Genomic DNA, 13,140 nt, shown 5'->3' with positions numbered 1-13,140 from the left:
TTCGGTGGTCCCGGATTTGTGCGCCATCTGAAGTGGGGCGGCTGACAAGTCGGGGCTTTACAGGTGCATACCGCGTATACATACTCCGTATGTATGTCGATCAGGCACGGGCTGCTCGCCCTCCTCGCTCGGGGGCCTATGCACGGGTACCAGCTGCGCAGCACGTTCGAGGAGTCGACCGGGGGGACCTGGCCGCTCAACATCGGGCAGGTCTACACGACCCTCGCACGGCTCGAGCGGGACGAGCTCGTGCGGCCGCTCGCCGAGAGTGACGGGCAGCGGCCGTACGAGCTCACCGCGCCCGGGCTCGCCGCCGTGCGCGAATGGTTCGCCACGCCGGTGCAGGCCAAGGATCGGCCCCGGGACGAGCTCGCGGTCAAGCTGGCGCTCGCGATCACTACGCCCGGCGTCGACGTTGCGCGGGTCGTGCAGGCGCAGCGCACAGCGACCATGCGGGCCATGCAGGAGTACACGCGGCTCAAGCGCGGGGCCGAGCGGCCCGGGGACCTGCCGTGGCGGCTGGTGCTGGACGCCATGGTGTTCCAGGCCGAGGCCGAGCTGCGCTGGCTCGATCACTGTGAGGCGAGCCTGGTGCGTCAGGTCCGCAGTGTGCCGGTGGCGGCGGAACCGGTACAACCGGAGGCCGTTGATGAGCGTGCTTGAGCTCTTCGACGTGTGCCGGACGCACGGGCACGGGGAGACGGCCGTCCACGCGCTCCGCGGGGTCTCGCTCGCCGTCGCCGCGGGGGAGCTCGTCGCCGTCATGGGGCCGTCCGGGTCGGGCAAGTCCACGCTGCTGAACCTGGCCGGCGGGCTCGACCGGCCCGATGCCGGCGGGGTCGCGGTCGAGGGGCGGCGGCTGGAGGGGCTGCGGCGGCGGGAGCTGGCGGCGCTGCGGCGGCGCTCCATCGGGTACGTCTTCCAGGATCTCAACCTCCTGCCCGCCCTGACCGCGGCGGAGAACGTGGCGCTGCCATTGGAACTGGACGGGACCGCGGTCCGGCGGGCCCGGCGCACGGCCCTCGCCGCGCTCGCCGACGTGGAGGTCGCCGAGTGCGCGGGGCGGTTCCCGGACGAGCTGTCCGGCGGGCAGCAGCAGCGGGTCGCGATCGCGCGGGCCCTCGTGGGCCGGCGGCGGCTCATCCTCGCCGACGAGCCGACCGGCGCGCTGGACTCGCTGACCGGCGAGGCGGTACTGCGGCTCCTGCGCGCCAAGGTGGACGACGGCGCGGCCGGCGTGCTCGTGACCCACGAGGCGCGGCACGCGGCCTGGGCCGACCGCGTGGTGTTCCTGCGCGACGGGCGGATCGTGGACGCGTCCGGGCCGCTGGCCCAGGCGGAGGAGCTGCTGAACGGTACGGCGCCGTGATCGCGCTGCGGATCGCGCGGCGGGAGGCGGCGCGGGCCAAGGGGCGCACCGCGCTCATCGCCGGGCTCATCATGCTGCCGGTGCTGGCGCTGGCGTTCGTCGCGGTCACGCTCGACCAGTTCACGCTCACCCCGGCCGAGCTCGTCGACCGCGACCTCGGGCGGTTCGACGCCACCGTCCGGTGGACGTTCGACGGGCCGATCCGCCAGGACCGCGCGGGCCGCTCCGTCCTGCCCCTGACCGACGGCGCCCGCTATGTGCGCGACGCCCCGGCCGCCGACGTCGAGCGCGTGCTGCGGGGCGCCCTGCCGCCGGGCACGACCCTGGTGCACGCCGAGGAGGACCACCGGGTCGCGGTGACCACGGCGGGCGGCCGCGCGAGCCTGCCGGTGCTCCAGCTCGACCTGGCCGACCCGCGCTACGCCGGGCACCTCGCGCTCCGCCGCGGCCGCGCGCCCGGGTCCGGCGCCGAGGCCGCCCTCGACGCCGCCGCGATGCGCCGCCTGGGCACCCGGCTCGGCGGCACGTTCACGCTGCCCGACGACGATCGCACGTTCACGGTGGTCGGCGAGGTCGAGCGCCCGGCCGACCTGAGCGGGGCGATCGTGCTGCCCCCGGGCACGCTGCCGCCGACCGAGGGCACCTGGTACGTCGACAGCCCGGCCCCGCTGGAGTGGGACCAGGTCCGCACGCTCAACGAGCACGGCATCACCGCCTACTCCCGCCCGGTGCTGCTCGGCAACGGCGGCGACCGCGACGGCATGCTCGTCACCCCGCCGACACCGGGCGTGGTCGACAACCCGGTCGAGGTGGGCGTGCTCGTGCTCGGCCTGGCGGTGCTCGAGGTGGCGCTGCTGGCCGGGCCCGCGTTCGCCGTCGGCGCCCGCCGCCGGCGCCGCGAGCTCGGCCTCGTCGCCGCGAGCGGCGGCACCCCGGGGTACCTGCGCCGCATCGTGCTCGCCGACGGCCTGGTGCTCGGGGCGTTCGCGGCCGTCGCCGGGACCGCGCTCGGCGTCGCCGCCGCCCTGGCCGCGCGGCCGCTGCTGGCGCAGTACGTGATGCACGCCCGCCCCGGGGCCGTCCGTGTCCCGCCGGGGCAGCTGCTCGGCGTCGCGGCGCTGGCCGTGTTCATCGGCGTCGCCGCCGCGCTCGCGCCCGCGATCACGGCGGCCCGCACCGATGTGCTCGCCGCGCTCACCGGCCGCCGCTCCCGCGCCCGCACCGGGCGCCGCCTCGCCGCCGCGGGTTTGGCCGGCCTGGCCGCCGGCGCCGCGATCGCCGCGTGGGGCATCGCCGGCGCCGACGCCCGGCCGGTGCTCGCCGGGCTCGTCGTCGCCGAGCTCGGGCTGGTGCTGTCCACGCCCGCCGTCCTCGGCGCGCTGGCCCGGCTCGGCGGCGGGCTGCCCCTCTCCGTGCGGATCGCGGTGCGCGACGCGGCCCGCAACCGCGCGTCGGCCGCGCCCGCGGTCTCGGCCGTCATGGCCGCCGTCATCGGCAGCACCGCCGTCGCCACCTACCAGGCCGGCGTCGAGGCGCGGCTGGACGCCATGACCAGCACGACGTTCCCGGCCGGGTACGCCACCGTCGTGCAGTGGCCGCCCGGCGAGGACGGGCGCCCGGAGGTGCTGCCGGCCGGCCGGCTCCGCGACGCCGTCGCCCCGCTGCCGGTCCGGGAGGTGACGGAGGTGCGATCGGTGACGTGCCCCGCCGGCGGTCCGCGCGCGTGCGACCTGCAGCCCGTCCGGCCCCCGGAGAACCGCTGCCCGTACCGGCCCGGCGCCCTGAGCCCGGCACAGGAGCGCGCCGCGGCCGCCGACCCGCGCTGCGACGAGCTCGGCCACCAGGTCCGGGGCGACGCCTACGCGGTGCACATCGTCGACGACGGCGCCGCCCTCGGCCCCATCGGCGGCCTGAGCGGCGCCGACCTCGAGCGGGCCCGCGAGGTCCTGCGCGCCGGCGGCGTCGTCGTGGGCGACCCGCTGCGGGTGTACCGCGGGCAGGTCCACCTCGTCGACCCGCGCCGCGACGAGCCGCTCGTCGTGCCGGGGTACTACGCGCCGACCGCCCGCTCGACCGAGTTCTACGCCATCTCGCCCGAGGCGGTGCGCCGGGCCGGCCTGGACAGCGCCGTCGTCGGCATCGTCGCCGCCACCACCCGGGCGCCGACCACCGCCGAGTCCGACGCGTTCGAGGAGCGCCTGGCCCACCTCGGGCACGGCTACCAGGGCGACATCATCGGCCCGCGCAACTCGGGCGTGACCCTGATCGTGCTGCTGCTCGCGATCGCCGCCGCCGTCATCACGCTCGGCGCGGCCGGCATCGCCACCGGACTGTCCGCCGTGGACAGCCGGCCCGACCACGCGACGCTCGGCGCCGTCGGGGCCTCCCCGGGCGTGCGGCGGCGCCTGGCCCTGAGCCGCGCGGGCCTCATCGCCGGGCTCGGCTCGCTGCTCGGCGGCGCGGGCGGCCTCGGCGCGGGCGCGGCGGTGCTGGCGGCGCTGAACGGCGGGAGCGTGCTGCACTGGCCGTCGGAGCCGCCGATACCGTTCACGCCGCCGTGGCCGAGCCTGGCGGTCACGCTCGTGGTGGTACCGCTGATCGCGATGGCCGCGGGCGGCCTGCTGACCCGCGCGCGGCTGCCGGTCGAGCGGCGGCTGTAGCGGCGGCTACGGCACCTCGACCACGAGCCGCGCGGCGCGGCGCCATCACGTTCGGGTGATATGCGATGTCACCCTCGGCGCGTCGGGATTAATCCGAACGTGCACGAAATCGAGGGCTAAATTGCGAACGGGCGCAGGTCAGGACCGCGCCCCCCTCGAACTGTCGTGATGGGGCCCTCACGTTGCGTTGACGCGACCTGCAGGCGATTGGTCTGATACCCCGTCCGAAGTTGCTCACGGTGACGATTGGGGTACCGACACGTGCGGCTGTCCAGACTACTCATCGGCACGGTCCTCGCGGCCGTCGTCTCCTCGCTGCTGCCCGGCGTCACGGCGTTCGCGGTCGGGGCCAATCTCATCGGCAACCCCTCGGCGGAAACCGCCTCCGGCTCCGGCCCGGCGAGCTGGACCTTCGACAAGTGGGGCACCAACCAGGCCACGTCGAGCTGGAAGGCCGGCGGCAAGGACGGCCAGAAGAGCCTCGCCATCACCATGACGTCGCGCACGTCCGGCGACGCCAAGTGGATGTCGGCACCGGTCACGGTCAAGCCGGGCACCAAGTACGTGGTCTCGGACTGGTACATCGGCGACGTGCTGACCACGCTCGAGATCCTCTACACCAACGCCGCCGGCAAGCAGACGTTCGTGTGGCTCGCCGACGCGCCCGTCTCGGCCGCGTGGAAGCAGCTGTCGGTCGAGTTCACGACGCCCGCCGACGCGGTGAAGGCGTCCGTGTACCACGTGCTGGACAGGAAGGGCAGCCTGCAGACCGACCTGTACTTCCTCGCCGAGTCCGGCGCGGCCGACCCGACGCCGACGCCGGCCTCGGTTCAGCTGACCGCGCCCGCCGACGGCGCCACCGTCACCGGCACCCAGCAGGTCGCCGCCACCGCCAGCAGCGACGTACTCGGCGTCAAGTTCGCCGTCGACGGCACCGACCTGGGCGCCGAGGACACCACCGCGCCGTTCACCGCCAGCTGGGACACGACGAAGGCGGCCAACGGCGCGCACACCGTCACCGCCACGGCGCGGACGGCCTCCAGCGGTACCGCCGCGACGTCGAAGGTCACCGTGACCGTCAACAACACGAAGACCACGCCGCCGCCGACGACGCCGGGGAACCTCATCGCCAACCCGTCGGTCGAGACCGCGAACGGCACCGCGCCCTCGGGCTGGAGCAGCTCCACCTGGGGCACGAACACCACCGCGTTCAGCTACCTCAGCACCGGGCACACCGGCAGCCGCAGCGTGAAGACGCAGATCACGAAGTACACCAGCGGCGACTCGAAGTGGAGCCCGGCCGCGGTCACCGTCACGCCCGGCAAGACGTACCAGTACTCCAACTGGTACCAGTCCAACGCCGACAGCGAGGTCGACGTCGAGGTCACCATGGCCGACGGCTCGGAGCAGTACGCGTACCTCGCGGCCGCCCCGGCCTCCGCGGCGTGGGCGAAGGTCAGCGCGCAGTACACCGTCCCCGCGGGCGCCACCAAGATCACCGTGTTCCAGGTGCTCGCGAAGGTCGGCTGGGTCACCGCGGACGACTTCAGCCTCGGCGAGTACACCCCGGCGCAGCTCAACCGGGCGCTGATCAGCCTCACGTTCGACGACGGCTGGAAGTCGCAGTACACCGCCGGCGTGCCGCTGCTGGACAAGTACCAGACGCCGTCGACGTTCTACCTGCTCACGAGCACCATCACGTACCCGGACTACATGACCCAGGCCGAGATGGGCGACCTCGTCAACCACCGGGCCGAGATCGCGTCGCACACCGTCACCCACCCGCACCTGCCGACGCTGACCGCCGCCCAGGTCGACAGCGAGCTCAAGGACAGCCAGGCGAGCCTGCGGTCCTGGTACGGCGCCGGGGTGGCGAAGAACTTCGCGACGCCGTACGGCGAGTACAACGCGACGGTGCTCGCCAAGACCAAGCTGTACTACCGCTCGCACCGCTCCACCGACGAGGGGTACAACACCAAGGACAGCACCGACGTCTACAACATCAAGGTGCAGAACATCCTCGACACCACGACCCCGGCCCAGGTCGGGCTGTGGATCGACCAGGCGCTGCGGGACAAGTCGTGGCTGGTGCTGGTGTACCACGAGGTCGACGCGACCGCCGAGGACCCGACCTACGCCGTCTCGCCCGCCAACCTCGAGGCCGAGCTGAAGCTGATCCAGCAGAAGGCCATCACGGTGAAGACGGTGGACCAGGCCCTCGACGAGGTGGTACCGCAACTGGCATAGCATGACCGTCGTGGGGTGGATCGCGCGCGGCCTGTGGGGGCTCATCGCCGCCAAGGATCCCGCGGTCCACCCCAGGACCCGGCTCGGCCGTTCGCTGCCGCTCATCGGCGCGATCGGCGGGCTGCTGTCGGGGCTGCTGGCGTTCCAGTACTACAACGGCAACGTCCCCGAGGCCGGCAGCCGCCACTGGATGCAGGTCATCACCTGCTCGGTGCTCGTCGGCGCCCCGATCGGGCTGGTCGCCACCCGGCCGCTGCTGGCCTGGCGCCTCGCGTTCCTCTCGGCCATCTACACCAGCCTCGCCCTGCAGATCCAGCAGGGCACCCCGTGGCCGTTCCAGCCGGTGCAGATCCTCAGCTACCCGCTCATCCTCGCGGTCGTGGCGATCCGGCACCCCCGCGCGATCGTCGTCTGGGTCGGCGTCAGCGCGTTCCTGCTGGTCGTCGTCTACGTCAACCCCGCCAACGTCGCCGGGCTCCTGCTGCTCGTGCTGGCCATCCTCGTCATCGGCGACCAGATCCGCCGCCGCCGCGAGGTGCAGCGCGAGCTCGCGGCCGAGGCCGAGCGCACCGAGATCGCCCAGGCCCGGCGCACCGTCGCCGAGGAGCGCAACCGCATCGCCCGCGAGATGCACGACATCGTCGCCCACCACATGTCGCTGATCGCGGTGCGGGCCGAGACCGCCGTCTACCGCATCGAGGGCGTGCCGCCGGCCGTGGCGGAAGAGCTTCAGGCCATCGCCGGTACCTCGCGCGAGGCCCTCACCGAGATGCGCCGCCTGCTCGGCGTGCTGCGAGACGACTCCGTCCCGCTCACCGAGCCCCAGCCGACCATGGACGAGCTCTCCGGGCTGGTCCGGGAGGCGCGCGCGGCCGGGGTGCAGATCGAGTACTCGCCGGCGCCCGGCATCGAGGTGCCGCCCGGCGTCGGGCTGGCCGCCTACCGCATCGTGCAGGAGGCGTTGTCCAACGCCCGCCGGCACGCGGCCGGGGCGCCCGTCGCCATCGTCATCTTCCGCGACAAGGAAGAGCTGCGGGTCTTCGTGCGCAACGAGCCCACCGGCGGCCCGCCCGCCCCGGAGGGCAAGGGCGGCCACGGGCTCATCGGCATGCAGGAACGCGCCGCCGCCATCGGCGGGACCCTGCGCGCCGGCCCGGCCGCCGACGGCGGCTACGAGGTCGTCGCCACGCTGCCCCTGGGAGAGGCATGATCAAGATTCTCATCGTCGACGACCAGGCGATGGTCCGGCAGGGCTTCGCCGCGCTGCTGGCCGCCCAGCCCGACTTCACCGTCGTCGGCGACGCCCCCGACGGCGAGCAGGGCGTGACCCTGGCCCGGGAGCGGGCGCCCGACGTGGTCCTCATGGACATCCGCATGCCGGTCCTCGACGGGCTGCAGGCCACCCGCCGCATCCTCGGCGTCGGCCCCGGCCTGCACCGGCCCCGGGTGCTCATCCTCACCACGTTCGACCTCGACGACTACGTCTTCGAGGCGCTGCGCGCCGGCGCGTCGGGCTTCCTGCTCAAGGACGCCCCCGCGGCCGAGCTCGTCAACGCGGTCCGGGTGGTGGCGGCCGGCGACGGGCTGCTCGCGCCCTCGGTGACCCGCAAGCTCATCGAGGAGTTCGCGGCCCGCCCCCGCGCGGTCACCCACCAGCCGGCCCGGCTGCGGGAGCTGACCCCGCGCGAGGTCGAGGTGCTGCGGCTGATCGCCCGCGGCCAGTCCAACGCCGAGATCGCCGAGACCCTCGTCGTGGCCGAGCAGACCGTGAAGACCCACGTGAGCCGCGTGCTGCAGAAGCTCGACCTGCGCGACCGCGCCCAGGCCGTCGTCTTCGCCTACGAGGCCGGGGTCGTGACCGCGGGGGAGTAGTACCCCGGTACCCCCGGCCCCTGGCTCCGCGGAGTGACGACCGGGCCGGGTCCGCGGCTCTAGCTTGCGCGCATGTACTCCGTCGAGACGATCATCGCCTGGTACCGCGAGCACGCCGACGCCCTGCGCGCCGCCCGCGAGGAGCAGCGCGAGCTGCTCGCGGCCCGCCCGATGCGCCCGAAGCTGGACGACATCGAGGCCGAGATCAGCTACCTCACCGTGCGGGCGCTGCGCCCGCACACCGTGGTCGAGATCGGTTCGTACCACGGCTGGTCCACGTCGTGGCTGCTGCGCGCCCTGCGCGACAACGGCGACGGCGTGCTGCACACCTACGACCGGGTCGACCACGCCGCGCGCAGCCTGCCCGACGAGCTGACCCGCACCCGCTGGCGGTTCGTGCGCGGCGACGTGCGCGCGGCCGAGCTGCCCGGCGACCCCGGCTTCGTGTTCGTCGACGCCCTGCACACGGCCGGGTTCGCCCGCTGGTACACCGCCGGGCTCTTCGACCATCTCAAGCCGGGCGTGGCCGTGGCCGTGCACGACGTGTACCACGGCCGCCGCCCCTGGCCCGGCAGCGAGGGCGCGGTGCTGCTGCGCTGGCTGCGGGAGCGCGGCATCGCGCACCTCACCGCGTCCCGGCACGGCGACCCGGACCTGCGCGACCACCTGACCGGCGTGAAGCGCCGGCTACGCATGGCGGCCCCCGTGCACGCCGGCACCCATGACCCGATGGCCTTCTTCAGTACCGTGGAGCCAGGCGAATAACGGCTCCGCGGTATGACGATCCGGCCCCGTTCGCATTCCTACCTTCCTCGGCATGAAGCCCAACGGTGCTCAGCTGCCGCCCAAGGCGTTGTCATTGAGAACGCTGCTGCTGCTCCCGGTCGTCGCCGCCGCCCTGACCGTCTTCGGCCCCACGCACGCCCCGGCGACGCCGGCCCCGCTGCCGATCCAGAGCGTCCGGCTCGCCGACGGCCGCGCCCTGGAGATCGTGGGCGACCTGGGCCGCGCGCACACCGTCGTGGTGCTCGTCCCCGGCGTGGACACGACCGCGGCGAACTTCGACCGCGGGCTCGGCGGCGTGCAGCGGCGCGCGCCCGCGTGGCAGGCGCACCAGCTGTACGACGCGATCGGGGACCCGCGCGTCGCCGTCGTGGCCTGGCTCGGCTACCACCCGCCGCACGGCGTCGGGCTCGACGCGGCCCGCGAGGATCTCGCCTCGGCCGGCGCGGCCGCGCTGCGGGAGTTCGTGTCGCGGCTGCCCGGCGAGCGGATCGTGGTCGTCGGGCACAGCTACGGCTCGACCGTCGCCGGGCTCGCCGCGCACCGGCTCGACCCGCGGGTCACCGACATCGTCGCGCTGGGCAGCCCCGGCATGGGCGTCGAGCGGGCCGCGGACCTGCACACCACCGCGCACGTCTGGGCCGGCACCGCGGCCAGCGACTGGACCCGGCGCATCCCGGGCGTGCGCATCGCCGGGGCCGGGCACGGCGCGCACCCCTACGAGGCCGCGTTCGGCGCCACCGCGATCCCGGTCGGCGGCGTCGACGGGCACGACGGGTACTTCGTGCCCGGCACCGAGAGCCTGTCCGCGCTCGCCGGCGTCGTCGAAGGTACCGACGCCGCGGCTCAGCGTTTGTAGCCCTTGAGGGCCGCCTCCAGCCGCGCCTTCGCGTCGGCCGGGAGCTGGCCGCCGTCGGCGAGGGCGGCGCGGACGACCGCGCGGAAGGTCTCGGAGAACTGCGCGTAGTGCGGGGTCACCGGGCGGGTGTGGGCCAAGCGGATCGCCTCGAGCAGCGTCGGGGCGTACCGGTAGCGCCGCACCACCTGGGCGTCGCGGTACACGATCTCCCGGGTGGCCGCGAAACCGCCGCGCTCGAACAGGATCTGCTGGCTGCGCTCGCTGGTGAGGAACTCGATGAGCTGCCGGGCCGCGTTCGGGTGCCGGCTGTGGGCCGACACCGCGAGGTTCTGCCCGCCCAGCGCGCTCGGCCCGGGCAGCCGGGTCACCTCGAACCGGACCGCCGGGCGGGTGTCGGAGGCGCTCGGCGCGGGGCTCGCCGCCGTCGACGGCCGGGACGCGGCCAGGTCGGCCGGCGGGTCCAGGGCCCGGTGGGCGACCGGCCAGTTGCGCATGAACAGCACCTTGCCCTCGGCGAACGCCTGGGTCGCGGCCTGCTCGTCGAAGCTCACCGACTCCGGCAGGATCACCTGCGGCGACGACCGGCTCAGGCCGGCCGCGAGCCGGTTCAGGCCGTCCTGGGCCTCCTTGGAGTCGATGACGACGTTGCCGTCGCCGTCGACCACGTCGCCGCCCGCGCCCCAGATCGCCTCCAGCGCGTTGACGGTCAGGCCCTCGTAGTCGGCGAGCTGGCCGGTGTACCCGGCGCCCGGGCGCGCGCCGCCGCCGGACAGCGCGCCGAAGCCGGTCAGCACCGACTGGGCCGCGGCGACCAGCTGGGGCCAGCTCGTCGGCGGGGTGCCCACGTAGTCGTCGCGGTAGTACAGCAGCCCGGCGTCGGTGTTGAACGGCAGCGCCCAGAGCTTGCCGTCGTAGCGGCACGTGGCCAGCGGCGCCCCCAGAAAGCCCGTCGTGTCGGCGTCCAGTTCGCGGATGTACCCCTGGGAGGCGAACTCCGCCGTCCAGGTCACGTCGAGGTTGTAGATGTCGGCGTCGCCCCGGCCGCCGCCCTGGGCCCGGGCGACCATCTCGCTGCGCTGGGCGTCGGCGACCGCGGCGAGCTCCTCGATGCGGGCCGGGCTGCGCGGGTGCAGCGCGTTCCACTGGTCGACCAGGGCCTGGCGCTGGTTGCCGTACCCGTCGTCGCGCCCGCTGAGGATGACGAGCTCCCCGTCCTCGGCCGCGCCGTCGCCGGTGAACCACGGCACCACGAACGCGCTGACGAGCAGCGTGACGACGACGCCGGCGGCGATGCCGAGGGCGACGAGCTCGGCCCGGGGCCGCCGCTTCGGCCACGCGGGCCGCCACCTCGGCTTCTTGTCCACTATGGACGCTGCGGATCCGTCAACCGCCATTCGCGGGCTCACCTCCCCAGAGCAGGCCGAACAGGTCCTGCAGGATGTCGCCGATCGAGCCGGTCGCGGCGTCGTAGCACGCGCCGCCGGTGTGCGCGGTGATGTCGCGCAGCCCGAACGCGCCGCAGCTCGCCTCGCCGATCGCGATGACGAACACGCGCACGCCCTTGCCGCGCACGAGGGCGTCGACCCCCGCCGGGTCCACGCCGCTGGTGTCGTTGCCGTCGGTCAGCACGACCAGCCCGGCGATCTGCTCGTCGAGGCCGCGGGCGGCGTCGTCCACCCCGCCGGCGATGGTCTGCAGCAGCGGCGTGTCGCCGCCGGGCTTCACCTGGGCGAGCGCGTCGACGGCGGCCTTGGCCCGCGGTACACCGGCGATGGGCACGTCGGCCCGGCCGAGCGGCACGATGTCGCGGGTGTTCGGGAACACCCGCAGCCCGAACTCGTCGCGGCCGCTCATCAGGTCGAGGGCCCGCCCGACGCCGGCCGAGGCCACCTGGAAGCGCGTCTGGCGGCCGTCGGCGAGGGTCTGCATGGAGCCGGACACGTCCATGGCGAGCAGGACCCGGCCCGGGCGCCGGGCCTGGGAGTACCGCTGCAGCGTCGTCCGGACGGTGTCGGGCGGCGGCGGGCGGCGCTCGAACGCGACCCCGGCGTGCGCGCCGAAGCGGTCCGTGAGCGGGTCGGCCACGTCGAACAGCGGCGGCGGCCGCAGCGCCGAGCGGACCAGCGCGCGCTTGCCGTCGTCGCGGCCCAGCCAGCCCTCGAGGTCGCGGACCGCGGCGGTGGTCGCGGCCGCGGTGGTGTCCCAGCCGAGGCGCACGAGCGGATGGTCGGCGCCGACCGTGTCGGCCGGGTAGAAGGCGACGAGGGCCTGGTCGCGGTCGGGCGGGCCCTGGTCGAGCCCGCACCCGAGGCCCTGGTTGAACCGGACCAGGGCCTGCTCGGTGGTGAGCACCGCGGCCCGGTGCGGGTCGCCGGCACGCTTGCGGCACAGCAGCTCGGTGCTGTCGCCGAGCGGGAAGCCGCCCGCGTCGAGGGAGCGCTCGATGCGCTGCTCGATCGCGCGGGCGCCCGGGGCGTCGGCCTTCGTCCGGTCGTACAGCACCGTCGTGGCCAGCGCCCCCGCCCCCGACACCGACGGGTCCGGTCGCAGCACGTCCCAGCCGCGGCGCACCACCTCGTCCCACAGCTGCTTCCAGGTCAGCTCCGCGCGCCGCTCGACGAGGTCGTCGGGCAGCGCGGCCGCGGGCACCCCGAGCACCACGGGGGAGGCGGCGACGACCCGCTGCTCGGCGATCGGCACCGGCACCGCGAAGCGCGCGGCCGCGTCCCGGGCCGCGTCCACGTCGGCGGTGGAGTCGGGCAGCCACACGTCGGGCCGCGGCCCGATCTGCCCCAGAGCGTCGTTGCTCCAGCCGCTGCCGATCGCCTCGCGGGCGTCGTCGGGGCGGGCCGCGAACACGTACAGCTCGGCGGTCGGGCACCCGTGGTTCGCCGCCGCCGTGGCCGACTCGTAGGCGTCGGCGAGCTGGCGTACCGCATCCAGCTGCTCCTGCGAGGTGAGCACCCGCACCGCGGCGGGCCGCTCGCAGCCGCGCCACCAGCGCTTGGCGAAGTCGACGGCCGGCGGCACGACGTAGCCGACGGCCAGCGCGGTGAGGCACAGCCCGCCGACGAAGGCCAGCACCCGCGGCCGCAGCAGCGTGCCCAGCTTCTGCAGCACGTCGCCGGACCAGTGCAGCAGCGACTCGAACAGGCCGGCGGCGAAGAGCCCGCCGAGGCCGCCGATGATCGAGCCGCCGATGAGCATCGCCCAGCGCGTGAACGACGCCGGCTGGCCCGTGGACAGCTGCTGCAGCGCGATCCCGGCCCCGGTGAACAGCGCGACCAGGATCGACACCAGCGGCCGGGCGGACTCACGGCCGTTCCCGTCGTCCCCCGAGCCGGCCATGG

General features: G+C 74.7%; 10 protein-coding genes. 8 read left to right on the top strand and 2 right to left on the bottom strand.

Annotated elements, in window-relative coordinates:
• Window positions 1–93: 93 nt before the first annotated feature.
• From ACPPVO_RS46330 to ACPPVO_RS46295, 8 genes are all read left to right on the top strand, one after another.
• Window positions 94–663, top strand: coding sequence for a PadR family transcriptional regulator (locus ACPPVO_RS46330; RefSeq protein WP_426505155.1), 570 nt, complete (start codon window positions 94–96; stop codon window positions 661–663).
• Entirely contained in the window at window positions 650–1,369 is a 720-nt protein-coding gene (locus ACPPVO_RS46325) for an ABC transporter ATP-binding protein (protein ID WP_426505154.1), read from the top strand. Before ACPPVO_RS46330 ends, ACPPVO_RS46325 begins: the two co-directional genes overlap by 14 nt.
• Entirely contained in the window at window positions 1,366–4,029 is a 2,664-nt protein-coding gene (locus ACPPVO_RS46320) for an FtsX-like permease family protein (RefSeq protein WP_426505152.1), read from the top strand. Before ACPPVO_RS46325 ends, ACPPVO_RS46320 begins: the two co-directional genes overlap by 4 nt.
• A gap of 261 nt (window positions 4,030–4,290) precedes the next feature.
• Window positions 4,291–6,276 (top strand): polysaccharide deacetylase family protein, encoded by a 1,986-nt coding sequence (locus ACPPVO_RS46315; protein ID WP_426505150.1) that lies wholly within the window; start codon window positions 4,291–4,293, stop codon window positions 6,274–6,276.
• Window positions 6,277–6,286: 10 nt separating this feature from the next.
• Window positions 6,287–7,486 (top strand): sensor histidine kinase, encoded by a 1,200-nt coding sequence (locus ACPPVO_RS46310; protein ID WP_426505148.1) that lies wholly within the window; start codon window positions 6,287–6,289, stop codon window positions 7,484–7,486.
• Entirely contained in the window at window positions 7,483–8,148 is a 666-nt protein-coding gene (locus ACPPVO_RS46305; RefSeq protein ID WP_426505146.1) for a response regulator, read from the top strand. The genes ACPPVO_RS46310 and ACPPVO_RS46305 overlap by 4 nt, the downstream gene beginning before the upstream one ends.
• Window positions 8,149–8,220: 72 nt before the next feature.
• On the top strand, window positions 8,221–8,913 hold the full coding sequence (locus tag ACPPVO_RS46300) for a class I SAM-dependent methyltransferase (RefSeq protein ID WP_426505145.1): 693 nt from the start codon (window positions 8,221–8,223) through the stop codon (window positions 8,911–8,913).
• A gap of 52 nt (window positions 8,914–8,965) precedes the next feature.
• Window positions 8,966–9,790 carry an alpha/beta fold hydrolase gene (locus tag ACPPVO_RS46295; RefSeq protein WP_426505143.1) on the top strand — a complete coding sequence of 275 codons (825 nt, stop codon included), beginning with the start codon at window positions 8,966–8,968 and terminating at the stop codon, window positions 9,788–9,790.
• Here the strand turns inward: ACPPVO_RS46295 and ACPPVO_RS46290 are convergent.
• Both ACPPVO_RS46290 and ACPPVO_RS46285 read right to left on the bottom strand, forming a co-directional pair.
• The gene (locus tag ACPPVO_RS46290) at window positions 9,778–11,184 is read right to left on the bottom strand and encodes an extracellular solute-binding protein (RefSeq protein WP_426505141.1); all 1,407 of its coding nucleotides are present in this window, start codon (window positions 11,182–11,184) and stop codon (window positions 9,778–9,780) included. The genes ACPPVO_RS46295 and ACPPVO_RS46290 overlap by 13 nt on opposite strands.
• Window positions 11,174–13,138, bottom strand: coding sequence for a vWA domain-containing protein (locus ACPPVO_RS46285; protein WP_426505139.1), 1,965 nt, complete (start codon window positions 13,136–13,138; stop codon window positions 11,174–11,176). The genes ACPPVO_RS46290 and ACPPVO_RS46285 overlap by 11 nt, the downstream gene beginning before the upstream one ends.
• Window positions 13,139–13,140 lie beyond the last annotated feature (2 nt).

The sequence above is a fragment of the Dactylosporangium sp. McL0621 genome (assembly GCF_049995355.1).
Lineage (GTDB): Bacteria > Actinomycetota > Actinomycetes > Mycobacteriales > Micromonosporaceae > Dactylosporangium.
This window is presented reverse-complemented; position numbering and strand designations above follow the sequence as displayed.